The 26,887-nt window shown below is 62.7% G+C and carries 26 protein-coding genes; 5 read left to right on the top strand and 21 right to left on the bottom strand.

Going from position 1 to position 26,887, the window contains the following annotated elements; translation table 11 throughout:
• Positions 1–533 precede the first annotated feature (533 nt).
• Positions 534–3,350, top strand: coding sequence for an ATP-binding protein (locus AB4P96_RS13620; RefSeq protein ID WP_395600871.1), 2,817 nt, complete (start codon positions 534–536; stop codon positions 3,348–3,350).
• A gap of 51 nt (positions 3,351–3,401) precedes the next feature.
• Here the strand turns inward: AB4P96_RS13620 and AB4P96_RS13615 are convergent, their stop codons facing one another.
• From AB4P96_RS13615 to AB4P96_RS13555, 13 genes are all read right to left on the bottom strand, one after another.
• A complete protein-coding gene (locus AB4P96_RS13615) occupies positions 3,402–4,448 on the bottom strand; it encodes an EscU/YscU/HrcU family type III secretion system export apparatus switch protein (protein ID WP_099550512.1) in 1,047 nt (348 codons plus the stop codon).
• A 3-nt stretch (positions 4,449–4,451) separates the two neighbouring features.
• Positions 4,452–5,264, bottom strand: coding sequence for a type III secretion system export apparatus subunit SctT (gene sctT, locus AB4P96_RS13610; RefSeq protein ID WP_395600870.1), 813 nt, complete (start codon positions 5,262–5,264; stop codon positions 4,452–4,454).
• 6 nt (positions 5,265–5,270) lie between these two features.
• Positions 5,271–5,540, bottom strand: a complete 270-nt coding sequence (locus tag AB4P96_RS13605; protein ID WP_016969171.1) for an EscS/YscS/HrcS family type III secretion system export apparatus protein — start codon at positions 5,538–5,540, stop codon at positions 5,271–5,273.
• Between the two features lie 10 nt (positions 5,541–5,550).
• The gene (sctR, locus tag AB4P96_RS13600; protein ID WP_017137580.1) at positions 5,551–6,204 is read right to left on the bottom strand and encodes a type III secretion system export apparatus subunit SctR; all 654 of its coding nucleotides are present in this window, start codon (positions 6,202–6,204) and stop codon (positions 5,551–5,553) included.
• The gene (sctQ, locus tag AB4P96_RS13595) at positions 6,201–7,202 is read right to left on the bottom strand and encodes a type III secretion system cytoplasmic ring protein SctQ (RefSeq protein WP_176991517.1); all 1,002 of its coding nucleotides are present in this window, start codon (positions 7,200–7,202) and stop codon (positions 6,201–6,203) included. Before sctQ ends, sctR begins: the two co-directional genes overlap by 4 nt.
• Entirely contained in the window at positions 7,199–7,645 is a 447-nt protein-coding gene (locus AB4P96_RS13590) for a hypothetical protein (protein ID WP_017137578.1), read from the bottom strand. Before AB4P96_RS13590 ends, sctQ begins: the two co-directional genes overlap by 4 nt.
• Positions 7,646–7,820: 175 nt before the next feature.
• Positions 7,821–9,143, bottom strand: coding sequence for a FliI/YscN family ATPase (locus AB4P96_RS13585; protein ID WP_138453891.1), 1,323 nt, complete (start codon positions 9,141–9,143; stop codon positions 7,821–7,823).
• Positions 9,140–9,724, bottom strand: a complete 585-nt coding sequence (gene sctL / locus AB4P96_RS13580) for a type III secretion system stator protein SctL (RefSeq protein WP_395600869.1) — start codon at positions 9,722–9,724, stop codon at positions 9,140–9,142. The genes AB4P96_RS13585 and sctL overlap by 4 nt, the downstream gene beginning before the upstream one ends.
• Complete coding sequence (locus AB4P96_RS13575) at positions 9,721–10,335, bottom strand: type III secretion protein (protein ID WP_236461672.1); 615 nt, start codon at positions 10,333–10,335, stop codon at positions 9,721–9,723. The genes sctL and AB4P96_RS13575 overlap by 4 nt, the downstream gene beginning before the upstream one ends.
• Positions 10,332–11,114 (bottom strand): type III secretion system inner membrane ring lipoprotein SctJ, encoded by a 783-nt coding sequence (gene sctJ / locus AB4P96_RS13570; RefSeq protein ID WP_395600868.1) that lies wholly within the window; start codon positions 11,112–11,114, stop codon positions 10,332–10,334. The genes AB4P96_RS13575 and sctJ overlap by 4 nt, the downstream gene beginning before the upstream one ends.
• 4 nt (positions 11,115–11,118) lie before the next feature.
• Positions 11,119–11,553, bottom strand: coding sequence for a hypothetical protein (locus AB4P96_RS13565; protein ID WP_017137573.1), 435 nt, complete (start codon positions 11,551–11,553; stop codon positions 11,119–11,121).
• Between the two features lie 9 nt (positions 11,554–11,562).
• Entirely contained in the window at positions 11,563–11,805 is a 243-nt protein-coding gene (locus AB4P96_RS13560) for a hypothetical protein (protein ID WP_017137572.1), read from the bottom strand.
• Between the two features lie 12 nt (positions 11,806–11,817).
• Entirely contained in the window at positions 11,818–12,381 is a 564-nt protein-coding gene (locus AB4P96_RS13555; protein WP_017137571.1) for a hypothetical protein, read from the bottom strand.
• A gap of 48 nt (positions 12,382–12,429) precedes the next feature.
• On the opposite strand from AB4P96_RS13555, the gene AB4P96_RS13550 reads away from it, so the two are divergent.
• The gene (locus AB4P96_RS13550; protein ID WP_236461667.1) at positions 12,430–13,194 is read left to right on the top strand and encodes a tetratricopeptide repeat protein; all 765 of its coding nucleotides are present in this window, start codon (positions 12,430–12,432) and stop codon (positions 13,192–13,194) included.
• A gap of 473 nt (positions 13,195–13,667) precedes the next feature.
• Here AB4P96_RS13550 and AB4P96_RS13545 read toward each other — a convergent pair whose 3' ends face one another.
• From AB4P96_RS13545 to AB4P96_RS13515, 7 genes are all read right to left on the bottom strand, one after another.
• On the bottom strand, positions 13,668–14,048 hold the full coding sequence (locus AB4P96_RS13545; protein WP_017137569.1) for a hypothetical protein: 381 nt from the start codon (positions 14,046–14,048) through the stop codon (positions 13,668–13,670).
• Between the two features lie 14 nt (positions 14,049–14,062).
• Positions 14,063–15,343, bottom strand: a complete 1,281-nt coding sequence (locus tag AB4P96_RS13540; RefSeq protein WP_138449212.1) for a type II and III secretion system protein family protein — start codon at positions 15,341–15,343, stop codon at positions 14,063–14,065.
• On the bottom strand, positions 15,340–17,478 hold the full coding sequence (gene sctV, locus AB4P96_RS13535) for a type III secretion system export apparatus subunit SctV (RefSeq protein ID WP_395600867.1): 2,139 nt from the start codon (positions 17,476–17,478) through the stop codon (positions 15,340–15,342). Before sctV ends, AB4P96_RS13540 begins: the two co-directional genes overlap by 4 nt.
• Positions 17,475–17,810: a lipopolysaccharide assembly protein LapB gene (locus AB4P96_RS13530; RefSeq protein WP_099550521.1), complete on the bottom strand. Its 336-nt coding sequence runs from the start codon at positions 17,808–17,810 to the stop codon at positions 17,475–17,477. Before AB4P96_RS13530 ends, sctV begins: the two co-directional genes overlap by 4 nt.
• Positions 17,810–18,166: a hypothetical protein gene (locus AB4P96_RS13525; RefSeq protein ID WP_017137565.1), complete on the bottom strand. Its 357-nt coding sequence runs from the start codon at positions 18,164–18,166 to the stop codon at positions 17,810–17,812. The genes AB4P96_RS13530 and AB4P96_RS13525 overlap by 1 nt, the downstream gene beginning before the upstream one ends.
• A 172-nt stretch (positions 18,167–18,338) precedes the next feature.
• A complete protein-coding gene (locus AB4P96_RS13520; protein ID WP_170040703.1) occupies positions 18,339–19,223 on the bottom strand; it encodes an FHA domain-containing protein in 885 nt (294 codons plus the stop codon).
• Between the two features lie 85 nt (positions 19,224–19,308).
• The gene (locus AB4P96_RS13515) at positions 19,309–19,470 is read right to left on the bottom strand and encodes a hypothetical protein (protein WP_016969018.1); all 162 of its coding nucleotides are present in this window, start codon (positions 19,468–19,470) and stop codon (positions 19,309–19,311) included.
• Positions 19,471–20,079: 609 nt separating this feature from the next.
• Between AB4P96_RS13515 and AB4P96_RS13510 the strand changes: the two genes are divergently transcribed.
• Both AB4P96_RS13510 and AB4P96_RS13505 read left to right on the top strand, forming a co-directional pair.
• Entirely contained in the window at positions 20,080–23,295 is a 3,216-nt protein-coding gene (locus AB4P96_RS13510; protein ID WP_395600866.1) for a type III effector HrpK domain-containing protein, read from the top strand.
• Between the two features lie 71 nt (positions 23,296–23,366).
• Positions 23,367–23,777, top strand: a complete 411-nt coding sequence (locus AB4P96_RS13505; protein WP_017137562.1) for a winged helix-turn-helix domain-containing protein — start codon at positions 23,367–23,369, stop codon at positions 23,775–23,777.
• A gap of 163 nt (positions 23,778–23,940) precedes the next feature.
• Here AB4P96_RS13505 and AB4P96_RS13500 read toward each other — a convergent pair whose 3' ends face one another.
• Positions 23,941–24,801: a Dyp-type peroxidase gene (locus AB4P96_RS13500; RefSeq protein WP_099550525.1), complete on the bottom strand. Its 861-nt coding sequence runs from the start codon at positions 24,799–24,801 to the stop codon at positions 23,941–23,943.
• A 395-nt stretch (positions 24,802–25,196) separates the two neighbouring features.
• Between AB4P96_RS13500 and AB4P96_RS13495 the strand changes: the two genes are divergently transcribed.
• A complete protein-coding gene (locus AB4P96_RS13495) occupies positions 25,197–26,813 on the top strand; it encodes an NADP-dependent glyceraldehyde-3-phosphate dehydrogenase (RefSeq protein WP_138449200.1) in 1,617 nt (538 codons plus the stop codon).
• Positions 26,814–26,887 lie beyond the last annotated feature (74 nt).

Below are 26,887 nucleotides of genomic sequence, written 5' to 3'. Positions count from 1 at the left end.
GCGGTGGGTGACCGCCTGCGCCAGCTGGTGAACAGAGTTAAAGCCAGGCGTGTATCCGCTCTGTGTCGCCGACACGCCAGAACGTCATGCCGATGTATCAAGGTGGTGCGGGGATACTTTGTAATACAAAGCCAATAAACCACCGCCAAATCGCCAGCGTTTTAGTCGGCATCCCGAACGACACAATTAGAAATATTCGTGTTTCCGAACGAAGGCATTCGCTGGTCGCCAACGACCCTAAAAATCACCATAAATTTCATATGGTTGTTGTCATCTTTGGTACATGCCAACTGGCATACATTCTGCTTTATCAGGGTTTCTGGTAATAAAATGTTTCAGCTTTGCGACAGTCTCATCCTCCGGGACATGCGCTGTGATACGCCCATAACAACGACTACGCCCCAAAGGAGGGCGGCCTTTCCAACGTTTTGATCGACATCAACTTTCCAAGACTGCTGCTGCACATCTGTACCCCAAAAAGGGCGAATGGCCTGATCGCCAATAACAAGCCCGACTATAAAAAGGACGATTTGATGAGCTCGAGCAAGAACCACGCGGTGTCCTTGATGGACGCCGATCACCCGACCCCGGCAGCCGCCGAGAATGTCCTGGGCTTTGGCCCCTTCCTGTTACTGGCCAGGCAGCACGTGCTGCTGCGTAACGGCGAGCCGGTCAGCCTGGGGAGTCGCGCCCTCTACCTGTTGATCGCCCTGGCGACCCGCGCCGGTGAATTGCTGGAGAAGACCGAGCTGATCGCCTTCGCCTGGCCCAAGGTGGTGGTGGAGGAATGCAACCTGCGTGCACAGATCGTCGCATTGCGCCGGGCACTGGGCGACGATGGCAACTTCAGCTATATCGTCACCGTGCCGGGGCGTGGTTATCGCTTTGTGGCGCCGGTGACCGTGCAAACCGCCGGCGAAGAAAGCCTGCCGGTGCTCTGCGCACGCACCGAGGAGCCCGCGCCGCCAGTGCCGTCCTGCGAGGTCATCGGCCGTGACAGCTTGATTTCAAGCCTTGCCGAGCAGTTGCTCAGCCAGCGCTTCGTCACCCTCACCGGCCCCGGCGGCATCGGCAAGACAACCGTGGCCACCGCCGTGGCGCAGCGGCTGGCGCATGAATCCAAGCTCGAAACCTGCTTCGTCGACCTGGCGCCCGCCACCAGCGGGCAATGGGTGGCCGGTATGCTCGCCAGCGCCCTGGGGATCCAGACCGTCAGCACTGAACCGCTGCCGACCATCGCCGCCGCCTTGGCCGAACGCCGTCTGCTGCTGGTACTGGACAACTGCGAACACGTACTGCCGGCCGCCGCCGACGCGGTGGAGACCCTGCTGCGCTGCGCCCCACAATGTTATGTACTGACCACCAGCCGCGAACCACTGCGCGCCGACGGTGAGCGGGTGCATGATTTGGCGCCACTGGAAGTGCCCGACGAAGGCACCCGCCTCAACGCCAGTGAGGCAATGGCCTGGTCCGGCGTGCGCCTGTTTGTCGAGCGCGTGCGCGCCCTCGACCCCGACTTTGTGTTCAACGACACCGACGTGGCAGCCGTCTGCGCCATCTGCCGCAAACTCGACAGCAACGCGCTCGCCATCGAAATCGCCGCGGCCCGGGTACGGACCTTTGGCGTCCAGGACCTGGTCGGCCTGCTTGACGGCAGTTTCCGCCTGCAAATGACCGGCCGACGCACCGCCCTCGCCCGCCATCGCACCCTCAGTGCCACGCTGGACTGGACCTACTCGATGCTCAGTGGTGACGAGCAGGCCATGTTGCGCCAACTGGCGGTGTTCACTGGCTCCTTCACCCTGGATGCGGTCAAGGCCATGACCGCCAGCAGCAGCCTGGACCCACGCAACGCCCTGCCGTTGCTCGAAAGCCTGATGGACAAATCGCTGCTGATCGCCGGTGAGGCGCAGTTGCTCAAACGCTATCGCCTGCTGGAAACCACCCGCGCCTATGCCCTGGAAAAGCTCGAAGAACACGGCGAAGTCAATGCCACCAGCCGACGCCACGCCCACTATGCCCTCGGCGTATTGCAAGAAGCCGGGCAAACCCTGGACGGCCTGTCGCCAGACACCTGGATCGCCCTCTACGGCCCCGAAAGCAGCACCATTCGCTCGGCTCTGGACTGGGCCTATTCCGCCAGCGGCGAGCTGCCCCTGGCCATCGAACTGACCCTGGGCGGCGTGCCGTTATGGTTGCGCCTGTCGCGGGTCAGTGAATGCCGAACCTGGGTCGACAAGGGCCTGGCCAGCGACGCCGTTGCACCCTTGGCCGTGCGTCAGCGCATGCTGCTGCAAACCGCCCTGGCCAGCGTACTGATGCTGACCTACGGCACCGGCGCGGAAATGCGCGAAGCCTGGCGCCAAGTCCGCGATGATGCCCGCGACCTGGGCGATGCCGAACACAAAATGCGCGCCTTGTGGGGCCTGTGGACCGACCGCTGCGGCTGCAACCAATACACTGAAGCCCTGGAACTGGCCGAGCGTTATATCGCCCTCAACAGCGGCGGTAATCAGCAATTGCTCGGCAAACGCATGCGCGCCGTGGCGCTGTTTCATATGGGCGACCTGCTGGGCGCGCGGCAAAACATCGATGAAGCGCTTGGCTCGCCGTCGGCACCGCGCTCGCACATCATCGACGTGCATTTTGACCAACGCATTGCCGCCCGTTGTCTCAAGGCCAAGGTGCAATTGCTCGAAGGCGACGTCGACCCGGCGCTGCGCCTGATCGCCAGCTGCGTCGACGATGCCATCAGCCTCGACCACCCCGCCACCCTCTGGTACACCCTGTGCCTGGGCGCACTGCCGCTGGCGCTATTGGCGTCCAACCTGCCGCAGGTGCGCTATTACCTGGGCCTGCTGCAAAGCAGCACTACGCTCCAGGACTTGCCGATCTGGCGGCAATTTCGCCTGTGCTTCGAGAACATCCTGCTGATCCGCGAGGGCTCACCGGAAACGGGCGTGCCGCAACTGGGTGAAGCCTTGCAACACCTGCAAAGCCAGGGCGACAGCCAGCTCTACAGCCTGCTGCGCTGTGAATACGCCTTGGGCCTGGCGCGCCTGGGCCTGGAAAAACTGGCTTTGGAGGTGTTGGAAGATACGCTGCAATTGGCGATTGGCCATCATGAGCGCTGGTTTGTGCCGCAGATGTTGCGGATCAAGGCGCAACTGATCTTGCGCCAAGGTCACTATGGTTCGGTTGACAAGGCCAAGGTGCTACTGCGCCAGGCGTGGGTGGATGCGCAGTTGGCGGGGGCGCATTTTTGGCGGGCGCAGATTGCTGCTGACTTGGCGCGGTTGCAGGAACCTAAGTTGCGGATTGCTGCGTTGCCGCGGTTTCAGCATCGGTGATGGGGTGGGTATATATCCGTCATTTGGGTAACGGCTGAGTGGTGTGTTGGGTCAGATCAGGCGGGCGGCGACCAGCCAATCCGCCACGGCCTGGAATGAGGCGTCGGGCACCGGGTCACCGGGTACGGTTCTGCGCGCAATCTCCGCCGCCAAGGCCCGGTCCGGCGCATGCGGGATGCCTAAATCGTAAGCCTCCTGCAACATCAGCAACGCCTCCTCCGGCGCGGCGCGGCAGACAATCACTGGCACCGGCGTTTCGCCGCGCACATAGCGCACGCCGATCACCCAGCCATCGGTAGTCCCGATCATCATCGACGCACGGCCCAACCCCAGCTTGGTCGCAAGTGCCTGCATTTCATTGCGCTGGCGCCGGCGCTCGCTCTTAATCAGCGGGTCGCCGTCGATGTCCTTGCGTTCACGTTTGGTTTCGCTGCGGGTCATTTTCATGTCGCGGCCGAACAGCCAACGCTGCATTAACACGTCAACGGCGCCCACGGTGATAAAGGCGCACAGCACGGTAAACACCAGCGGCTTGAGCACCAGGAAAAACGTCGACTCCATGCATTCGGCGCCACAGCGCGAAGACTCCATCAGCGCCTGCAGCGCGTGCTTGCCGACCACATAGAACGCAATCGCCAACACGTGCACCTTGACCAACCCCTTGATGAACTCCACCAGGTTACGCAGGGCGAAGATCTTCTTCATGCCCTCTGCCGGGTTGATGCGCTTGAACTCCGGCTTGATCGGGTCCACCGAGAACACAAAGCCGCGCATGGTGATGATATTGGTCAGGATCACCACCCCGGTGGTCACCGCCATCACTGGCAGGGTAATACCGATGATCAACTGCTCGGCATGGTCCAGCACCCGCGGCCACACGGTGGCGAACGGCTCGATATAGATCTGCGCGGTCAGGTCGATCAGCGCCGTCACCTGGGCCATGGCCCGTGGCGCCAGAATCGAGATGCACAGGGTGCAGAACAAAATGACCATGCCCGACACCAGGTCCTGGCTCTTGGCGACCTGGCCTTTCTTGCGCGCGTCGCTGAGTTTTTTGTCCGTTGCCGGCTGGGATTTCTCTTCGCTGGTATCGGCCATGGGCTACTCCATGCCCGCCAGGGTTTTAAGCAGCTCGACGGTGCCACGAAACTCGGCCAGTTGGTCGAGCATCAGCGGGATCAAAAAGCCGATGTAGATCACCATCAGAATCGAGAAAAACAGGTTTTTCACCGGCAACGACAAGTCGAAAATATGCAGGTTCGGCGCCATCCGCGACAGGTACGCAAGCATCAAGTCGGTGACCAGCATCGCGATCAGCAACGGCGAGACCATCAGCACGCCAACCCGCATGATCTGGTCGAGGATCGACAGCACCGCCAGCAACGCGGAGCTGGCAAATACCGGCGTAAATGCGGTCACCGGCCATAACTGGTAACTGTGGTAATAGCCGTCGACCATCAGGATAAAACCGCCGGACATAAAGAACAGCGTGATCAGCATCACCGTGAGCAAGGTCGACATCACACTCGACTCGCCGGTGGACAGCGGGTCCACCAACTGCGCCATGGTCGAGCCGCGTTGCAGGTCGATCAACTCCCCCGCCACTTCCGCCGCCCAGAACGGAATGCCGAATAGCAGGCCGATAAGGATCCCGATCAAGAACTCCTTGATCAGCAAGCCGGCGATAAACACGCTGCTGTGTTCGGGCATGTGGGTCAGCGCATCGAACACCGGAAAGAACATCGGGATGGAAATCGCCACGGCCACACAGCCGCGAATCATGCCGGTGAGGCCCAGGCGGTTAAACGCCGGGGTGATCACCACCACGCCCATGGCTCGACAGGCGGCGAGCGAGGCAGAACTGATCACCGGATAGGCGACTTCCAGGAACTGCGCGGTCAGGCTGGCATCCATGGGCGGTCAGCGCGTCCACATCGGGAAGTTGTCCAGCACCTGGCCACCCAGTTCCGCGACTTGCCCGGCCAATACCGGGCCGAGAAACACGATGGTCAGCAATACCGCCACCAGCTTTACCACCTGCGGCAGGGTCTGGTCCTGGATCTGCGTCAGCGCCTGGAACAGCCCTACGCTCAAACCCACGATAATCGCCACGCCCAGCGCCGGCGCCGAGAGCATCAGCACCGTCATCAGTGCCTGTTTCATCAATGACAGGAACACATCCTGGCCCATGGGTCGTGCCTCAGCCGTAACTCAGAATCAAACCGTGCATCAAGCGCGACCAGCCGCTCAAGGACACGAATAAAAAGATCTTCAGCGGGATCGAAATCAGGTTCGGCGAAACCATCGACATGCCCATCGCCATCAGCACGTTGGACACCAGCAAGTCCACCACCAGGAATGGGATATAGAGCAAAAAGCCGATCTCGAAGGCCCGCGTCAGTTCCGAACTGACGAACGCCGGAATCAACACCACCAGGTCATCGTCGCGCAAGTCGGCCCGCGCCTCCGGCGACCAGATGGTCTCGGTGGCCTGCACAAAAAAACCGCGCTCGGACTCGTTCGCAAAGCGCTTCAAATGCGCCTGCAAGGGCGGGCGCAGCGCATCGCCCAGATCCTTGAGCTGCTCCACATGCTCGATATTAAGGTCGCGGCCCTCCACTTGCCGGTACATGTCACCAATCAACGGCGTGGTCACATACACCGAGAGGATCAGCGCGATGCCGTACAGCACCAGGTTCGGCGGGGTCTGCTGCACACCGAGGGCGTTGCGGATCAGGAACAGCACCACCGAGATCTTCATGAAACCGGTGAGTGTCACCACCGCCAACGGGATCAGCCCGATCGTCGCAACGACCAGGATGATCTCGATCAGGTTGGGCTGATAACCGGTCATGGGGTGGCGAAACTCAGCAGGCGCACACCCAGGCCGTCACCGATTTTCACCAATTGGCCCTGGCCGACACGGCGCCCGTTGACCATCAAATCGACGCTGTCCACGCCGGGTGTATTGAACTGCAACAAGCTGCCGGCGCCCAGTTCACGCAGTTGCGCCAGGGTCAATTCCAGGCTGCCGACCTGGCACACCAGTTTGAGCGGCAGATCATCCAGGGCCGCAGCCGCATCAACATCAGTCATCGTGTTCTCCATCTGCAAAAGAGGTGCTTGCAAGGCTTCCTGCAAGCGCAAGACTTCACCCTGGTATTGGCAGCGGGCCTGCAGGCGACCCGCCAGCTCCAGCAGCAAACCCGGGCCGGGTTCGAGCATCAGCACATCGCCGGGGCGCAGGCTGCGCAGCTCACCGAGGCTCAAGTGCTGCTGCCCGGCCAGCAGCGCCAGGCTCTGGCGCAGGTCGGGCAATGGGTCCGGCTCAAGCTGGGCGTGTTGATCCAGCAACTGCGCCAACAACACGGCGGCGCCTTCGCTCAGGTCCAGTTGCGCGTGCGTGGCAGGCTGGTTGGCGAAGGACAATTCCAGCGCCAGGTGCAGCGCATAAGGCTGTTGGTCTTGCGGCGCTTCGAGCAATTGCAGCGGCTGACCCAGCAGCGGTTCGAGACGCTCGATCAGGTCCAGTACCGCCAGTTCCAGCAGCAATGCACGCGGCAGCGCCGGCAGCAGTTGCACGTCAAACTGCAACGCCAGCGGCACCAACACCTGCTCCAATGCCGCAGCCGACAGCCGCAAACGCACTGGCGCGCGACCAAGCAACAGCAGCACCTCGCGTGCCGCATCAAGCGGCTGCGGTTCAGCGGCCCAGTTCACGCGCAGGTCTTGCCCGGCGCAGCGGCCCCGCCAGGCGCGGCGGCGCCGGTGCAGTTGGTTATGCAGCGCCAGCAAGGCCGGGTCGTAGTGCGTCAACCATGGCGACAGCGGGTCGGCAAGGGCTGCAATCATGTGCCGGTGCCTTCATCACGCAGTTCACCGACGCGGCGCTCATCGCTTTCACGCCCTTCCAGCAGGCTCTGCCAGGCATCGGACTGACGCTGGCGGCTCAGGCGTTCCTGGCGGAACAGGTCGCGCTCACGCTCCTGGCTTTGCAGGGTGGTGGACACGTGGCTCACGTCGTTTTCCAACTGCTGCTGGTCATCCGACAACCCACGCAAACGGTCCTGAGCCGCCTGCCAACTGGCTACCGACAAGCCCTCGGTGAGCGAGGCGTACACCTGACGGGCTTCCTCGGCAATTGCCTCACGGTGCAGGCGCAGTTGCTCCTTGGCATCGGTCAACACGCCATGGGTCTGCTCGCAGCGTTGCTGCTGGGCGGCCAGTTGGCTGGCAGCACGTTGTTCGCGCAGTACCCGCAAGGTTTGCAGGGTGCGCAGTTGGTCGGTTTTCATTGGGCGTTCTCCTTTCTAATGCCAGCGACTACCGTTTCCGGATCAGCGAAGATCGACTGTGGGAGCTGGCTTGCCTGCGATAGCGGTGTATCAGTCACAACAGGGCTGACTGACCCACCGCTATCGCAGGCAAGCCAGCTCCCACAGGGTTTTGCGTGTATCTCGATTGCGCGGCTCATGCCAACACCTGGCGCATGTGCATCAGGGTCTGTTCCAGGTTGCTGGGCTCGCCCGCGTTCTGGCGCAGGAATGCTTCGATGGCGGCGTGGCGTGCAATGGCTTCGTCCGCCAGCGGGTCGCTGCCGGCGGAGTACTCGCCCACACGGATCAGCATTTCGATTTCGCCGTAGCGCGCCATCAGCTCACGGATTCGCATGGCCAGGCGCTTGTGCTCCTCCCCGGCGACCTGCTCCATCAAGCGGCTGCGACTGCGCAGCACGTCCACCGCCGGGAAGTAATTGCGCTGGGCCAACTCGGCGCTCAGGGCGATATGCCCGTCGAGGATCGAACGCGCTTCCTCGGCCACCGGGTCGCTGGCGGCATCGCCTTCGGTAAGCACGGTGTAAAGCGCGGTAATACTGCCGGTAGGGCCGGGGCCGGCGCGTTCGAGCAGCCGTGGCAACGCCGAGAAGAACGACGGCGGGTAACCGCGACGGGTCGGTGGCTCGCCCACGGCCAGGCCAATTTCGCGCTGGGCGCGGGCAAAACGCGTGAGGCTGTCCATTAGCAGCAATACATTGCGGCCTTGGTCGCGGTGGTATTCGGCCAGGGTGGTGGCGACGAACGCGGCACGTACACGCTCGGCCGCCGGGCGATCCGAGGTGGCGACCACCGCCACCGTGCGCGCGCGCGCCTGGGCATCGAGTTGCACGTCGAGCAACTCACGCACTTCCCTGCCCCGCTCGCCGATCAGGCCGATCACAATCACATCGGCTTCGCTGTTGCGGATGATGCTGGCAAGCAGCGACGATTTGCCCACGCCTGGCTCGCCAAAGATGCCCATGCGTTGGCCCTGGGCCAAGGTCAGCAAGCCGTCGATGGAGCGGATGCCCAAGGCCATGGAGCGCACGATCAGCTGCCGCGAAAACGGTGCCGGAGGCTCGGTGTGCAGCGGATAGCTTTTCAGGGCCAGAGTCGGTGGCAGGCCATCACCGTCGAGAAAATCGCCCATAGGGCTGATCACACGCCCCAACTGCGCATCACCGACCGCCACGCCGAGGGTTTCGCCGGTGGCGGTGATCTGCGTGCGGGTCGACAACCCTTCCATCGAGCCGATGGGCGACAGAATCGCCTCGTCACCATCAAAACCAATGACCTCGGCACTCAAGCTGCGGCTGCTGCCGGGATCGCGCAATTGGCACAGCTCACCAATGCTCGCACCGGCCACACTGGCGCGCAGCAGCACGCCGCGAATGCTCAGCACGGTGCCGTGCATTGGTCGCGGGCGCGCCTGGGCCAGGCGCTCAGTCAGGCGTGGCAGCAACTGCTCCAGGTTCATGCCACACCTTCTTCGGCAAAGGGCAGCAAGCTGCGGCGCAGGGTTTGCAATTGCGCTTCCAGGCCCAGCTCCACCGAGCCGGCCGGGCTGCTGAGGCGTGCCTGGCCGGCGCCAAGCTGTTCATCGGCGTCCACTGCAAGCGCCAAGCCTTCAAGCTTAAGGCGTTGGCGCAATGCGTCGACCTCGGCGGGTGGCACCCACAGGGTCAGTGCCTGGTCCTGGCGAAACGCGCTCAAGGCTTGGCGGGTGCAGCGCACGACGCGCTCGGCGTTATCCAATTCGCCCAGCACTTCACGCACGATGCCCAACGCCAAATCGGCCAGCGAAGTCTCCAGGCTGCTCAGGTAGTACTGCACCTGGGATTGGGTCTGCACCAGCAATTGCGCGACCTGCTCGGCACCGGCCTGCCGGGCGCTTTCAAAGCCCTCGGCGCGGGCGGCGTGCAGCCACTGGTCGCTGTCGGCCTTGATCTGTTCGGCCTGGTCTTTGGCCGCTTGCAGGAAGGCAAAACCGTCGGTCCACAACGCGGCTTCTTCGGCCCGCAAAATACGCGCAGCCGGACGGCTCGGTAGTTCATTCATGGGGCAACCTCCTCGGCCAGCAGGCAAGCAGCGGCGGCCTGGACGATTTCCAGGTCACGCGGCACGCGTGCGCTGTAGCCCTGGGGAAAGTCAAAACGCAAGCGCAGCCAGCCTTGCCAGTCAGCGTGCTGGGCCTGCAGCCAGGCGGCGACACAGCCAAGGCCGTCACGGTCGATGGCTTCGATCAACTCGACCGGTTCACGCAGCAGATCCGCCGCGCCCCCCAGTTGGCGCAGAGCCAGGGCGGCCACAAAGACCTCGGCGCCGAGGCCTTCACGCAGCTCATTGACCACCTCGCGGCGGATCTCACGGCTCAAGGTTGCGCCGTGCCAGATAGCCCCGCATAACCTCGGCAGGCGCGCAAATTGCGCGGGCGACAGCAGCAACACCGGCAGGTCGGCCGCCAACGGCGTGACCAATTGCTCGATCGGCGCCAACTGGTAGTGCTTGACCAGCAACTGCTGCAGGCGCGGGCGAAAACGTGGCTGGGCCTGCATGGCCTGCAACACGTCATCTGGCAGCTCAGCGGCAAAACACGCGCCCAGGCTAGGCCCGCGCACAAACTGCAAAGGCTCGGCGATCAACCCCTGCCAGCGTTCGAATAAACTCATTCACCCTCCTTGAGCTCATACAGCGCCTGGGACTGGCGCCGCGCCCACTGCTGGCGTGCCAATACACCGAGGGCGCCAAGCGCAATCAGCAACAACGTGCCGAACATGAAACGCGCCTGAGGCACGTTGTCTTCCAGCATCCACAAGCCCATAAAGCGCGCCAGCCGTGGTTGTGCCGGGTTCTGGCTGATGGCGACAGCCGCCTTGATCGCCGTGACCGAAACGCCTTCGTAGCTCAGGCCGGAAATGCCGTTGGCCACCAGCGTCTTGATCTGCGGGATCAGCGTATTGATGTCGGTACCCGGGTCGTAACGCACCAGTACCGAGGCCGACGAGGGTGAAATCACGCGTTTGAGCAGGTCGTTATCGGGCAGCACCACATGAACGCGCGCGGCGACGATGCCGTCGATCTGCGACACCGAATGCGAGAGCTCCTCGCTCAGCGCATAGATCATCTGCGCGCGCTCCTGCACCGGCGACGACACCAGGCCGTTGCCCTTGAACACTTGGCCCATATTGGAAAAGCTCTGTTGCGGCAGGCCGGCGTTGTCGAGCAGCGTCATGGCTTCGGCGAAACGCTCCTCGTCGACCACCACTTTGAGCTGGCCGTTGTCCTGGGTCTTGCGCTCCGCCGGGATACCACCGCGCAGCAGCACCGCGACCATGGCGTTGGCATCGCGCTCGCTGAGGTTGGTATAGAGGTCGGTGTTGCACGCCTGCAACAGACTGGCCAGCAGGCCGATCAGCAACAGACGCAGGGCGCGGTTTGGGCTTGGCATGGCGTTATTGACCCTTGAGCAGCGTGTTGGCGGAGCCGGAAATCTGCGTTGCACCGCGCACCACCATCTGGGTTTCGATGGAGTAGTCGAACATCTTGCCCAGGGAATGGACGATCTGGTCGACCTGCTGCTCGCCGACTTTTTTTCCCGACTCAGCCTGGGGAGAAGCACTGGCCGTGCGGATTTCGGCCTGCGCGGGTGGCGGCGCCGAGGGGTTGTTGGTGAGCAAATCCGCACGCTCGGAGAACGCTCGCGAACGGTCGATAAAGCTGTTCATGCGCTCCATCAAGCCCGAACCGATCTGGTGCGGGCTGGCGCCCTCGGGCATGCCCTTGGCGGTGTTGGCCATGTGTTCGAACAGGTTCTGCGAGGCCCCGGCGGGCCCCGCACCGGCGGACGGCGGCAAGGCCGTGGCGCCGGCGGCGAGACTGATAGTCATAGGGGCCTCCTACTCGTCGTCGTCATCGGACATGGCGTCGTTCAGCAGTTCCTGCATCTTCGGCATGATGATGAACTGGCCGCCGATGGTGACGGCCTGGGTGATCAACGCATCGTTGAATTTGGCGTCGTCGGCGTCCGAGGTGTCCGCCGGTTTGTCGGCGGCCTTGGCGTTATCCACCGCGGCATTGAACTTGGCTTCAGGGCTGGCGCCACCGGGGGCGAGGTTGCTGTCTACGGCCGTTACGGACATGGTGCTGCTCCTTTACTGGGTTGGGGTTTCGGTACTGACTTGCGCGCCGCGAAACACCCGCACACCCCGCTCGCGGGCCACCGGGGCGGCCACGGCGTTGGGTTGCAGGTGATCGACGTGCTGTTGCACCAGCGCCAGGTACGGCGGTGGCCCGGACACGAACACTTCATCGCCTTCGGGGCCATTGCGCATCGACAGCTGCTGGCCGAACACATCAAGGGTGTTGAGGTAAGCCTGCAATTGGTCGAGGTTCAATGCGCTGGCCTTGAACAGTTTTGTGCCGATCTCATCGTTGGCGTTGAGGTACAGAAGGTTGCCGTCGAAGTACCAGGTCAGGCCGTTGGTGTTGCACAGGGTTTGCAGGAACTCACCGGCGCTGGCGGCGCGAATCGTGCTGCGTGCCTTGCCGCGCACCTTGTCCGAGAGCACCACGGGGATGTCGAGGTTGTGGCCGAACTCTTCCAGTGCGCCGCGCACATCCTGGTCGACCAACACGTAGGCATAGGGTTTGGAAAACCATTCGGGCGCTTCGGCCGCGTGGGCCAAACTGGCGCCGAACAGGCATAGGATGGCCATGAAAAATATGCTTACATGGCCTGCGCCTTCGCCCGACGAGTTGTGACGATGACCAAGAATTTCCTGCTTGCCAGTACCCTGCTGTTGGCTGCCTGCTCCAGCAAACCTGCGACCGATTCCGACAAGTCCCTGCAACTGGCCAACGACCTGAACAAGCGCGGCGATTACGCCAGCGCGGCTGCGCTGTACGAGCGCGCCACCCAGCAACCCGGCGCCGGCATCGACCTGTGGCTCAAGCTCGGCCAGGCCAGGCTCGACGCCAAGGACGCGTCGGGCGCCGAGCGCGCCTTCCAGCAAGCCCTGGGTTTGGACGCCCGCAACGCCGACGCCCTGCTCGGCCTTGGCACCGCGCAGTTGCAACTGGGCAAGACCCAACGCGCCGTCACGGCGCTGGGCCAGGCCGCCGAGATCAACCACCTGCCGGTCGCCTACACACGCCTGGGCATCGCGCAGGTCTTGAACGGCCAGGCCGTCGCCGCACAAACCGCCTTCGCCCAAAGCCTCAGCCTGCAACCCGACAACCTCGACAGCCGCTGCAACCTGGCCCTGGCTTATGCGCTGGGTGGGCAATCGCAACAGGCGCTGGACACCATCGCCCCCGTCACCCAATCGCCCCGGGCCTTGCCACGGCATCAGCGTAATGAACTGTTGGTGATGGTGTTGGCGGGGTATGAACAAAAGGTTGCCGGGCTGGCGCTGGATGATATTCCGGCGGCTGAGCGGGCACGTTTGATAACCGAAGCCAAGCGCATCAAAGCGATCAGTGATCCGGTGGCGCAAGCCAAGGAGCTGGGGTTGGTGGACCCGCGCTGATACACGACCAACCCGCTTTTGATCTGGCTTGTGATCTGGCTTGTGATCTGGCTTTTGATCTGCTTTTGATGTTGATCTGAGTCGCCCCGTTAAACCACGCTGGCCGAACGCAGGCTTTGGAGCGAGGGTAACCCGGCAGGACGCCGGGTTAGCCGTGTTGGGCCAAGGATGGCCCATCGCGGCGGCCCACGCTCCAAAGCCGGAGTGAGGGCACACCGAGCCTAAGCGAGGTGCCGAGTGGTGGGGCGAAGACCTTTTGCTTACTTTTGGGTCTTTCCAAAAGTGAGCCGCTGTAAGAGCGGAACCATAAGTGGCCGTTACTACAACAACGGATATGTACGCCGACTCACCGCTATCGCAGCGGTGCGGCGATCCGACAAGCCAGCTCCCACAGTTAGACCGGGTAGCTTCAGTTGGGTAGTGGTAGACCATGAGGCCGCTTTCGCGAGCAAGCCCGCTCCCACATTGGGGCCTCATTGCTGGCCTCCTGCAGCGCCGGCCTTGGCTTCCTGCTGGTCCTTGCGCCGCTGCAACTGCTCGCGGTCGAACCCTTCAATATACACCTGCGCTGCCCGGCCCACCGGCGCGGCCATTGCTGGCCCGGTCGCGCGGCCCTGGGTCAGGTCCTGCTTGCGCTCGACCATCTGCATCAGGTTCAAATTGTTCGCGCAGCCCAACGGCAAGGTCGGTTTGAAGTCTTCATCCAACCCAATCTCATCCTTGGCCGCCGGTTGCTGGCACTGGCTCGGCACGCCATCGGCGCGGTATTCGGGCGAGTAATACGTCGGCGCCAAATGGGTCTTGCAGCCCACCAACACCAAGGGCAACAGCATCAACACACGCAAAACAGTCATGGCAGGCCCCTTAGTCAATTCATGTAGAAACCGAACGCCCCGCCGCTGCGCGGTCCGCTGGCTGCGGCGGTGGTCGGTAAGGCGTCCAGGGGCGTGGCCAGACCGCGACCGCGTACCGGCTCGACCAGGTACGGGGTAATCAGGATCACCAGTTCGGTTTCATTGCGTTGGAAGCGCTTGGAGCGAAACAGGTTGCCGAGGATCGGCAGGTCGCCCAGCAATGGCAGTTTTTCGATGTCCTGGCTGCTCTCGCGCTGGAACAACCCGGCGATGGCGAACGTCTGCCCACTGCCGACTTCCACCCGCGTGTCGGCGCGGCGCACGCTGAAGGACGGCACATGGAAATTGCCGAAGTCCACAGTGCCGCCGCTGACCACGCTGCTGACTTCCGGGCGCACTTGCAGGGCGATGCGCCCGTTAGGCAGCAAGGTCGGGTTGAACAACAACGACACACCGAAGGACTTGTATTCGATGCCCACCAGGTCGCGGTTGACCGGCACCGGGATCGCCACTTCGCCACCAGCGAGGAAGCTCGCGGTCTGGCCGGTCATGGCGGTGATATTCGGCTCGGCCAGGATCTGCAAGATGCCATTGGCTTGCAGCGCATCGAGCATGCCATCGATATTCACATTGCCGGAACCGGTGCCCGCCGTCGCCAAGCCACCGGCCGTCGCTGCCGCCAATGGGCCGCCCGTGATCAGGCCGAAGGAAAACGTGCCGTTATTGAACATCGCGTTCCAGTTCACGCCGTAGTGCAGCAACTCGGAACGCGACACTTCGGCAAAGCGCACCCGCAGGTTGACCTGGGCGGCACCGGCATATTCGCTGGTGTTGATCGCGCTCTGGAAACCTTGGCCCTGAGGGTTGAGCAGCGCGTTGAGGTCGGTGGCCTCGGCCACCGAACCGAGCGTGCCCTTGGCAATCAGGCGGTTGCCGGCGCCGCTGATCTGCGCACCGTTGCCGGGGTGCAGGGTCTGCATCGGCGTGGTCACCGCCTGGCTGTCACTGCTGACCGAAAGCGTCAGGCTGGCCAGTTGTTTGCCGTCGTTGCCCAGGGCTATCAGGCTGGTGTTGCCCGGCGCCTTGCCGAAGATATAGATAGTGCCGGGCGACACCACTTGCAGGTCGGCCACATTGGGTTCGGCCACCAGCACCGAATCCACCGGCGCCACGAAATGCAAAATGCGCCCTTCACCGGACGCCAGGTTGATCGAGCCGCCAGCACCTCGGGCAATGTCCTGGGCCTGACTGGCACACGCAATCAAAGCGAGCAACAACACACAAAAACGCATCATGAGGCAGACGCCAGGGGAGTGACAGAAGCCGCAGCAGGCGCGCGGCGATTGGAAATATCGGTGAGGCTAATGGTCACCAGCGCTTGCAGGTTGTACTCGGTGGCCAATTCGCGGAACGACAGCACCGCCAGTTCCAGCTCGCCGCGCAGTACCAGGCGACGCAAGCTGCGGCGCAGTTCCGGGTGCACCAGCAACACGGCGCTGTTGGCCTCACGGGTGTTCTCGCAAGCCTGACGCAGTTGCGCAAGCAAGGCGCGGCTGACGTCTTCGGGGATCAACTCGCGCTGCGGCTCCTGGCGACGCAAGGACGCACGAAGCTGGTCTTCCAGGCCCGGCGCCAGTACCAGTGCGCCGATCACCCGGTTGCGATCCGCATACTGATGACTGATCTGCCGCGCCAGCGCTGCACGCAAATGCTCAGCCAGGCGCCCGGCATCAGTTTCACGCGCGCCCCACTCCACCATGGCTTCGAGCAAGGCGCGCTGGTTGCGGATCGACACTCCTTCGCCGACCAGCAAGCGCAGGGTTTCGGCCACGCGTTGCAGCGGCACCAGGCGCAGGGCCTCTTTGACCAGCTCGCCGTAAGTGGCTTCGGTGCGCTCGAGCAACAGACGGGTTTCCTGGATGCCGAGGAAGTCCGCGGCATAGCGGCGCAGGCTGCGTTCCAGCACACCGCGCAGCACTTCGTCAGGCAGCAAAAAGCCGACGCCGGCATTGCGCAAGGTGTCTTCGTGCTGACGCTCGATCCAGTGCGCAGGGCGGCCATTGAGCGGCGAATCGGCTTGTACGGTAGCGATATCGAGCAACTGCACATGCACCGGGTCGTCCTGCAACAGCAGGCAGTTGATCGGCAATTCGCCCTCGCTCACCGGCACGCCTTCCAAAGACACGCGAAAACTGCCCGGCGTGGCCTTGGCTTCCATGTAGATGCCTGGCACTGGTACGTCCACGCCAAGCTCGGTGCGAATGTCGTGACACAGCGCTTCGACACGCTGGCGCAGCATCTGGCGCGGCGCGCTTTGGGACAGGCCGCTGCCGAGGGTCAGCAGTACACGGGTGTCGGGCAGCAGGTTGTCATCCTGTTCGGCCGGCACCTCGACCACCGGCTCAGGTGCTTGCACCAACGCTTCAAGTTCACCCTGGGGCTGACGGGCCTGCCGGCGATACATCAAAAATGCCGCACTGCCAAAGGCTAAGGACAAACCGATAAATACCCAGGTCGGAAAACCCGGCAGCAGGCTTACGCCGATCATGATCAGCGCCGTCAGGCCCAGCGCACGGTAGCTGGTGCCCAGTTGCTTGATGATCTCGCTGCCCAGGTCGCCGGCCTCGCCGTCGCTGTTGACGCGCGTCACGACGGTGCCCGCCGCGACTGAAATCAACAGCGCCGGGATCTGGGCGATCAGGCCGTCACCCACGGTCAGCAGCGAATAGGTGTGCACCGCCACGCCGAACGGCATGTCGCGTTCAAGCATGCCGATCAGCATGCCGCCCAGCAGGTTGACCGCGAGGATCACCAGCCCTGCGATGGCGTCGCCTTTCACGAACTTCATCGCGCCGTCCATTGCGCCGAACATCTGGCTTTCCCGCTCCAGGCGCGAGCGCCGACGGCGAGCTTCGGCCTGGTCGATATCGCCATTGCGCAGGTCGTTGTCGATGCTCATCTGCTTGCCGGGCATGGCGTCCAGGGTAAAGCGCGCCGCCACTTCCGCGACGCGCTCGGCACCTTTGGTGATAACCACGAACTGCGCCACGGTGATGATCAGGAACACCACCATGCCGACCACCACTTGCCCGGCAATCACGAAGTCACCGAACGCCTTGACGATATGCCCGGCGTCACCGTGCAGCAGAATCAGGCGCGTGGTGGTGATCGACAGCGACAGGCGAAACAAGGTGCTGAGCAGAATCAGCGGCGGCAGCGCAGAGAATTCCACGGAGTGGCCGATGTAGAACGCTACGATCAGGATCAGGATGCTCAGGGCAATATTGAGGCCGATCAGCATGTCCACCAGGTAGGTGGGCAGCGGGATGATCATCATCACAATCGCCATCAGCATAAACGCGACGATGATCACGTCAGTGCGCTGCGCAGCCATGCGCGCCACATTGTTCAGACGATTGAGTACGCTCATGGGTTGGCCCTGCGTGCGGCTAAGTAGCGTTTGAAGCACTGGCGCGCTTCGTCCTTGCGCTCGCCGTACCACAGCGCACGCGCGCGCAGCAGCAACAGGCTGGCGGACTCACCTTCCAGCGCCACCAGGCGGTCGAGGGCGCCGAGTGCCCGCGCGGCATCGCCACTGTCGGTGAACGCCAGCACCAGCGCACGCAACAGCACGCAGTCGTGGGGCGCGACACTCACGGCAATCAGCAACATCACCAGCGCGCGCTGGGACTGACCATTGCGCCGGTACAGCTCGCCAATGCCCTTGAGCAGTTGCACGGCGTCCTCGTTATCGCGGGCCATCAGGCATGCACCTGTGAGCGCTGCTGGTCGAGGTTGCGGCGCATCTCTATCTCTTCGCTGATCAGGTCATGGGCCAGGGCCTTGATCTCGGGCTCAGCGTCCAGGCTCGGCAGGATGTGTTCCATCACATGCTCCAACAGCTCCAGGGAACGTGCGCTGCCGAACAGCAGGGAGTCCACCCCGGCGGCGCTGGTGAGGGCTTCGAGGTCGCTGCGCAGCGAGCGGCGGGTTTGGGTCTTGCGGGTCTTGAGCACCGCTTCGAAGGCGGTGGCCTGGCGTGAATTGACCGGGTGAATCGCTTCGATAGGCGCGCTGCGCACATCACTGGGAATTAACGGGCGGGGTTCGACTTTCATGCCGGGGCCTGTTGATCGTTCTCACGCTCTGCGTGGGCATGCATCCTGTGACGCTCTGCGTCACCTTGCGCAGGGGTCACGCATTGCGCTGATTTCAGGACGCGGAGCGTCCGGGGCGGCATTACCACGCAGAGCGTGGGAACGATCATGTGTATACGTCCCATAGACCGACTCATAAGGTGAAGGTAAAGCGCTCATCGCCACGGGCGAGGATCACTTGGTTGTTCTCGATGCGTTCCAGCACCCAGTTGTCCGCCAGCGCAGCGCCGGGGTACAGGCGCTTGCCGCTGTCATTGATCACGTAGGGGTGGGCGCCGAACCACACGGCCTGGAAGCGCACGCGTGGGCTCGCGGCATCGGCACGCGCGGCAACGCGGGGGTTGAGCACGATCTGCTGGCCGTAGCGCTGGTCGAAGGCTTGTTGCAGGGCCAGCCATTGAGGCTTTTGTGACTGTTCTAAACTGCCCTCGGCGCTGAGCTGGCCGTTGCTGTTGGTGACGCTCACTGCATCCAGGCGGGCGGCTTGCAACTGTTGCTCCAGCCAGGCTTTGGCCTGTTCACGAGACGGCTGTTTAATCGCCGGCACATCGACCACTGCCGCCGCCTGCGCCAACGGCGGGTCACTTCGAAAGGCCAGTGCCCCTGCACAGATAAACAGCAGGCCGAGCGCGACAATCCAAGGCGTTAATCTGCGCGGAGCGCGGGAGGGTTGTTCTGCCTCTTCAGGCAGCGCCAGGCTCACACCGGCGGTGCCGATGCGCAGTTGCAAAGGCAGTCGCGCGCGATGGCCATTGCCCCGGGGAATTCGCACAGTGCCGGCGACCAGCACCTCACCGCCCAAGGCTTCGACCGCCACATGGCCGCCCTCAAAACGCAGGCGCAGGTGCAGGCCGGCGATACCGGGGTCGCTGAGCACAAGGTCGGCCGCGAGGTCCGCGCCGATGGTGTAGACAGGCTGATCAAGCACCAGGGAACTGCCCTGGTGCAAACCGGCGGTCACAGTGAGGGTCGGTGCGCCAGTCGCAGCCACCGGCCCCAAAGAAATCAAGGCTGTCATGTGTGGGTTTGCCCCCTTGAAAATGTGCAACGGGGTCAAGAATCAGCAGGTAAACGGGCAGCGCCAGCGCCGCCCGTTTGGCAAATCAGTTCTGCGGACGCTGTTTGGTGGCGTCGAGCTCAGCTTTTTTCGCGGTGCTGATTTCGGTGATCTTGGCCGACTTCTCGATAGCCATGTTGAAGGTCGCTTCCATCTTCGCGATAGCGTCGTCGGCGCCGCCGGCTTTTACTGGTGGGACATCAGCCATGTTCATCTCCTTGCATCGATAGGGAAGTTATTCAGTTGCGCAACAGCAAGCTGAAAGTATGCAAACCCGGTAAATGCCCAAAACGTCAGACAGTGAGCGTTTGAACCGTCGTTGGTTTGCATGGGGGCCATACTACTCACGAACAAAACGCCTTCGTTGTGAAAGCTTGTGAAACGTTTCGGCTACAAGGTGTGAATTGTTTGGCTCAACCCGGCGTTGAAAAAAACTCATGCCGGTTCGCCCGCGGAACTTTTAGCGAAACGTTCAAACAAGGCCAAAGCCCCTTATTACGCGGCGTTGCACGCACACCCCGACATTCTCTTGAACAATAGGCGGCAGGTTTACAGCGTAAAAACGCGCAGTCCGTCACGACGTCGACGTCTTTTTTGTATCGACTTCACATTTTTCGCTAATAGCCTTTTGCCCAACTTCGCAGATATTTCCATTTGTAACAGAAGCGACTTACTCATCGCGTTTCATAGCTCGGCGCGAGCGACCTTAATGCTCGTGGGCAACTAATTTCCTGCGCCTGATTAGTACAGATGCACTAATAGCTAAATAGTCAGTGTGCAGGCCCTGATATATGAAACAACTTCCAGGTGAGCATGTATGCCAGCGATCCCAAGTAGTCGTGACCCTGCGCAAACACCGGGCACAGACGGCTCGCAGAAAAAATTCGAAACCGCGTTGTACACCGCCGTCAACCAGCCGACCTTCGACCCGTCGAAGATCCGCGGCCCGTCGATCCCACTGCCCTATCAAAACGTTCAGGCGCCGGTGAACAACAGCATCACCTACACACCGTTGGGCAGCGACAAGCCAGTCACTCTCAAGCAGAGCGACAACCCGCGTCTCTACGAAACACTGGTCAACCAGTACAACACCCAACAGAACGATGCGAGCTTCGAAAAAAACCTCAGTGACAGTAAAGCAGCCGGCTACACCCAGGCCGATGCGAGCACCGTGGCGCCGGGGCTGGGCAACTACACGGCCATCGGCAGCCCGACTGAACTCGGCCCCGGGCTGATCCGCTATGAGACCGCCTCGGGTGACAAGGTGGTGGTCAGCCAGAAAGACACGCCGCAGCTGTTCGATCAGGTCAGCGGCGACTTCACCAAGCTGTCGGCGATCAATGCCAGCGGCGCCGAAGGCTATCGCCTGGCCGGTGCCAACGAGAGCATCGACCCAGCCACCCATATCGGCCCGCCCGAGGAAGTCGGGCCAGGGTTGATCCGCTACCAGACCGCGTCCGGCGACAAAGTGATCGTGTCCCAGGACATCACCCCTGGCCTGTACGACCAAGTCGCCAAGCTTTACGCCGGTACTACCGGTGCCGCAGGCGCCTCCGATACTTCGTGGATCGACAACTCGTCGTTCGGCGTGTCCGGCGCCAAGGACTGGAACAGCATCACCGGCAACACCAGCGGCACGCCGACCAAAGAAGAACTCGACCTGAACCGCCCGCGCGCCGCTGCGCAATTGCTCTCGCAGAACTGGGACGCCTGGGGCCTGCACGGCGCGCCGATCGACTTTGCCAACCCGCCGACCAGCTTGCCGCCCGAAGCCCAGGCCGTGCTCAAGTACGTGGCCAGCAGCCCGAACCTGATGGCTGCGCTGGACAGCGGTGGTCGCGGCAAAGCTGACAATGTGATTACCCATTCCGACGTTGACCATTTCATCAGCAACACCAACAGCGATATCGGCGCGGCGGCGAAGTCCTATGGCAGCTTTATGGGCAGCCACCCAGGCGACTTGGCCAAGGCCAACGCCAAGTCCGCCGCCATCGTGATGGCCAACGAAAGCCTGGTCGCCAGTTCCGGCACTGCCATGCGTCCAGGTGATAACCAGCGCAGCAACGACGGCATGATCCGCCCCGATAACCTGCAAGCCCTGGGCAGTGATTCGGCCTTGAGCAACGAGCTGACCGGCGCTGCAGCAATGTGGTCGCGCCCCGGCCTGTTCCACGCCCTGGAAACCGGCGGTGACAACCCCGCCACCGGCAAATCCGACAACATCGGCACCCGCGACAACATCGGCGCGTGGCTGGAGAAACAGGCGCCGAAAACCGACAGTGACACCCTGACCTTCCTCGACGGCGCCGCCACCCGCGATGCCGTCGCCGGTGTGGATACCTCCAAGCTCACCGCCGATATCCTGGCCAACCCGCAGAACTACACCGGCGAACAAAAAGCCGCCGTGATGGTGCAACTGACCGATGCACAAACGCGCCTGCTGGTCAGCGACTACGTCGGCAACGCAGGCTTGATGGACAAGTACACCTCGCCCAACTGGGGCCTGAACCCCAACGAAGACAAGATCAAGGCGCAGCTGCAAAGCGGCATCGAGACCCTGTCGGCAGACCCGGATGTGCAAAGCTTCCTGCAGAACAATCGCGGCCCCGCGCTCAGGGATATCGTTAGCAGCGACCCGAGCATGAAGGTCGCGATGCAGAACTACTTTGAAGGTGGCATCGAGTCGGGCAAAAACCTCAACGACAACCTCAATGCCAAGGACCAGAACGGCAAACAGATCGACATGGGCATGGGCCTGCAAAACGCCGCCAACGACGCGACGATCGCCAACCTCGCACTGGGGGGCAACGGCCATGTGGACCTGACCAAGGTGGCGGCCAACGCCGGGCAAAGTGACGCGATCCTCAGCTACTACAAGAACCAGCTGGTGACCGGCAAAGCCTTCACCGATGCGGTAGCCGGTGGCCTGGACCCGACCGTAGCGGCCAGCAGTTTCGCCGCCAGCACCGCGTCGGCCCAGGCCTTTCTGGGTGACAAGGCCACGGCGGATGACGCGGCGACCTTGCAGGTCAACTTCAACGAAAACCTCGGCGATGCGTTGCTCGGCGGTGCGACCACCGACACGTTGAACGTCACGCTCGGCGATGGCAACGGCAACTTCGACGACGCCAAAGTCACCGCTGCGATCAACGACGCGCAGCAAAAAGACCCCGAGATGTTCACCACCTCCGACGGCGGCAAGATCGACCCGGCACAGGTGGTGTCGATGCTGCGGTCGGTATGGGACATCGGCCGTCAGGGCAACAAGATTGCCGATGCCTTGCCCAAGGCTATCGAAGGTATGAAATTCGGGGATGTCAGCCCGGCGTTCAAGCAAGGCCTGCTGCACATTGGCAGCGCGGTGTTGATGAGCGGCGTGCTGATGGCGCGTTCGGCCAGCGGCAGCACCACCCCGGTGGCGGATGCCAACCGCGTATCGGCGGGCCTGCAATTTGCCGGGTTGCTGCTCGAAGGCGGGACCAAATACGCCAAGGAAGCCGGCTATGGCGTCACCTGGGTCAACCGCCCGGACGGCGGTACCATTGGCGATTTCCCCGGCAAAGTGCCGCTGGGCAAAGGCCCGCTGTCGGCGCAACAGATCGCCAATATCGGCGCGGCGGGCAAGATCATCGGTTCGGCCGGCGGCATTATCGGCGGCGTGATCGGGATTATCGGCGGGGTCGACTCCTTGAAAAAAGGCGACTACCTCACCGGCAGTTTCTCGGTGGCCACCGGTGTGCTCGGCACAGGTGCGGCCGTCGCCGGCCTGGTGGAAGCCGGTGCCGGTTTGTATGGCGCCACCGAAATCGGTGCAGTGGCCGGCACCATCAGCGGCATCCTTGGCGGCGCCACGGCGATTCTCGGGGGTATCGGCAGCGCGTTCCTGCCGTTCGCCCTGGCCGATGCCCATGGCAAGGCGCAAGACGCCTTCTACGGGCAACTGACACCTGTGCTGCAGCAATACGGCCTCACCGGTGGCCCGACGATGGATGGCGATTATCCGGCTGACCCGATCCCGGCGATCAACACCTGACTCTCCCTGGCAACCCGGCGTAAAAAGGAGCCGCGTCGGGCTGCAATGTCCACGCACAAAGGTTAACTGACATGACGTACTCGACTCGCAGCCACCTCACCGATGACGCCTCTTTCGGCATTCACTTCGGCCCGTTCCAACTGCTGCCCCACCGTTATCTGCTGCTCAAGCATGGGCAACCCGTGAACCTGGGCAACCGCGCCCTGACCTTGCTGATCGCCCTCGCCTCCCGGCCTGGTGAATTGCTGCATAAACACCAATTGCTCGACATCGCCTGGCCCAGGCTGGTGGTGGAGGAATGCAACCTGCGCACACAGATCAAGACCCTGCGCCGCGCGCTGGGCGACAATGACTCGTTCTACATCGCCACCGCAGCGGGCCTGGGTTATCGGTTCGTCGCGCCCACCTGGTTGGAACCCGAGCCGGTGCAGGTGATGAAACCGTCGGTGGATGGTGACGATAAGCGCCAGTGGGTGGCGTGATCTACGCCCCCACACAATCAAACTGTGGGAGCTGGCTTGTGTGGCGAGGGAGCTTGCTCCCGCTGGGGTGCGAAGCGCCCCCAGGATAGCTGCGACTGCTGCGCAGTCGAACGGGAGCAAGCGCCCTCGCCACAGCCCCCCACACTGTTTCAGATCTGGGGGATCAGACGAGTGCGCTCACGTCCAAATGCCCATCCTTCACCGGTGGGCACCAGTAATAGCCACCGGTCAGCGGCGTACTGATCCGATACAACCCATCCACAATCCCGTCTTCCAACCCGCTCATGCGCCGCAGTTGCGCTTCGAACGCATCGAAGGAATGCCCAAACGCCAGGAACATCAACCCCGCCTGGCCGTTCTCGGCCCACGGCATCGAGCGGCGCACCACAAAGGCTTGCGGGGTAAAACTTTCCTGGGCGGTACGCTTGGTGTGAGCGGATTCGGGGGCGTCGTCCAGCTCTTCGTTATCGCCATGGCGGCGGCCGATGATGTGGTCACGCTCCTGGGCGGGCAACGCGGCAAAACCGTCGAGGTCGTGTTGCCATTGCTGGATCGCGGCAAAGCTGGCGCCGCTGTCGGTCAGGGCGGCTTCGACGGCGGCGGCGTCGTGGGGGTTTTCGGTGCCGTCTTCGTAATCGGTCAAATCGAAGCCGGTTTTGTAGCGGAAGCCTTCGGTCATCTGCACCAGCCGGAATGCCGGAGCCAGGGCCTTTTCAAATGCGCGGCTGCGCAGCAGCAGTTCACCGCGATCCACACCGTGCAGCCACACCCACAACGCCTGCTGGGTGGACGGGTTATGGGCGCCTGGGCCAGTAACGGCGGGGAATGCGCGCAGCCCTTCAATGTGCGCGCCGAGCGAAGTTACCAGCGGCTCGCCAACACCGACCACTGCGCCCGCGTCCGCCAACTGCACCAGCGCGTCTAACGCGGCGGGTACGGCTGCCAGTGCATCAACGGCAAAAAACAGATGGCGTGCCTGCAACGGCACCGGTGCGGCAAGAATGCCCGGCTGGTAGTGACTCATGTGAACTCCTTCTGAAAAGCCGCGCAGTTTAACCGGCCAGCGCGGGCTTTTGCTCAAGGTTTTCCAGATCACGCGGTTCCAGGCCCAATTGCGCCTTGAACTGCGCCCCAGCCTTTGGGCGTGACCCGCACCGTACGCGAATCCCTGGCGCTGATCAATCAGGCGTGCGCCACGGCCTGCTGTATGGCCTGCTGTTTGTACTCAGCCTGTATTTCTGGGCGTCTCGCCGCTGCGCACCGGCGTGGCGTTCCTGCCACTGACGGTGTTGGTGAGCATCGGCAGCCTGACGGCCGGCGAGTGCGTGCGCGCCTTCGTAACGCGTCTGGCGCTTGCCACACAGCCCTTGGATGGGTGACTCTCTAGTCATGTTTTGCAACTATTCCAGGGGTAGCGACATGACCACCAGTAACCTGCTCGCCCAGCTGTTTCCCACCGCCGCCAGCGAAATTCCCGAGCAATTCCGCCTGGCCGCGCCCATCGAACAGCGTGATTACCTGGTCGACGGCCAGTTGCAGGTGTGGAACGGCCCGCTGGCCAAGGTGCAAAGCCCGGTGCAACTGGGCGATGAGCGCGTACACATCGGCAGCACGCCGCTGCTGGATGCCGACACCGCCCTCACCGCCCTGGACGCCGCCGTGCGCGCCTATGACCGCGGCCAGGGTGAATGGCCGACGATGCGCGTGGCCGAACGTATCCAGCATGTCGAAGCCTTTTTACGACGCATGCGCGAACAGCGCGACGCGGTGGTCAAGCTGCTGATGTGGGAAATCGGCAAGAACCTCAAGGACTCACAGAAAGAATTCGACCGCACCTGCGACTACATCACCGACACCATCAACGCCCTCAAGGAACTCGATCGCCGCAGCAGCCGCTTTGAGCTGGAACAGGACACCCTCGGCCAGATCCGCCGCGTGCCACTGGGCGTGGCGCTGTGCATGGGCCCTTACAACTACCCGCTCAACGAGACCTTCACCACGCTGATCCCCGCGTTGATCATGGGCAACACTGTGGTGTTCAAGCCGGCCAAGCTCGGCGTGCTGTTGATTCGCCCGCTGCTGGAGGCGTTCCGCGACAGCTTCCCGGCCGGCGTGATCAACGTGATCTACGGCAGCGGCCGCGAAACCGTCAGCGCGCTGATGGCCAGCGGCAAAATCGATATCTTTGCGTTTATCGGCACCAACAAGGCCGCCAGCGACCTGAAAAAACTGCATCCAAAGCCACACCGCCTGCGCGCAGCCTTGGGCCTGGACGCAAAAAACCCCGGCATCGTACTGCCCGAGGTCGACCTGGACAATGCCGTGAGCGAAGCGGTCACTGGCTCCCTGTCGTTCAACGGCCAACGCTGCACTGCGCTGAAGATCCTGTTTGTGCACGAAGCGGTAGTCGACAGCTTCATCCAGAAATTCAACAGCAAACTGGCGACGCTCAAACCCGGTATGCCCTGGGAAGACGGCGTATCGCTGACGCCGTTGCCGGAAGTCGGCAAGGTCGATTACCTCAACGCGTTGGTGGCCGACGCCGCGCAGCACGGCGCCAAGGTGGTGAACCCCAATGGCGGCGAAAGTCGCGGTTCGTTCTTCTACCCCGCCGTTTTGTACCCGGTGAACCCGCAAATGCGCGTTTACAACGAGGAACAGTTCGGCCCGGTTGTACCGATCGTGCCGTACCGTGACCTGGAGACCGTGATCGAATACGTACTGGACTCGGACTTCGGCCAACAGTTGAGCATCTTCGGCACCAACGCCGTGGAAGTCGGGCGGCTGGTGGACACCTTTGCCAACCAGGTCGGGCGTATCAACATCAACGCCCAGTGCCAGCGCGGGCCGGACACCTTCCCGTTCAACGGGCGCAAGAACTCGGCCGAGGGCACGCTGTCGGTGCATGACGCGCTGCGCGTGTTCTCGATCCGCACGTTGGTGGCGACCAAGTTCCAGGAGAGCAACAAGGCGTTGGTCAGCGATATTTTGCGTAATCGAGATTCGAGTTTCTTGACCACGGATTACATTTTCTGAAGACAGCGCCGCTCCCTGTATAAACAGGTCAGAGTGGGAGCTGGCTTGCCTGCGATAGCATCACTGCGGTCTGA

It is taken from the genome of Pseudomonas sp. B19125, from assembly GCF_044218855.1.
GTDB lineage: Bacteria > Pseudomonadota > Gammaproteobacteria > Pseudomonadales > Pseudomonadaceae > Aquipseudomonas > Aquipseudomonas edaphica.
Note: the sequence above shows the minus strand (reverse complement) of the source record. Positions and strands in the feature narration are given on the sequence as shown.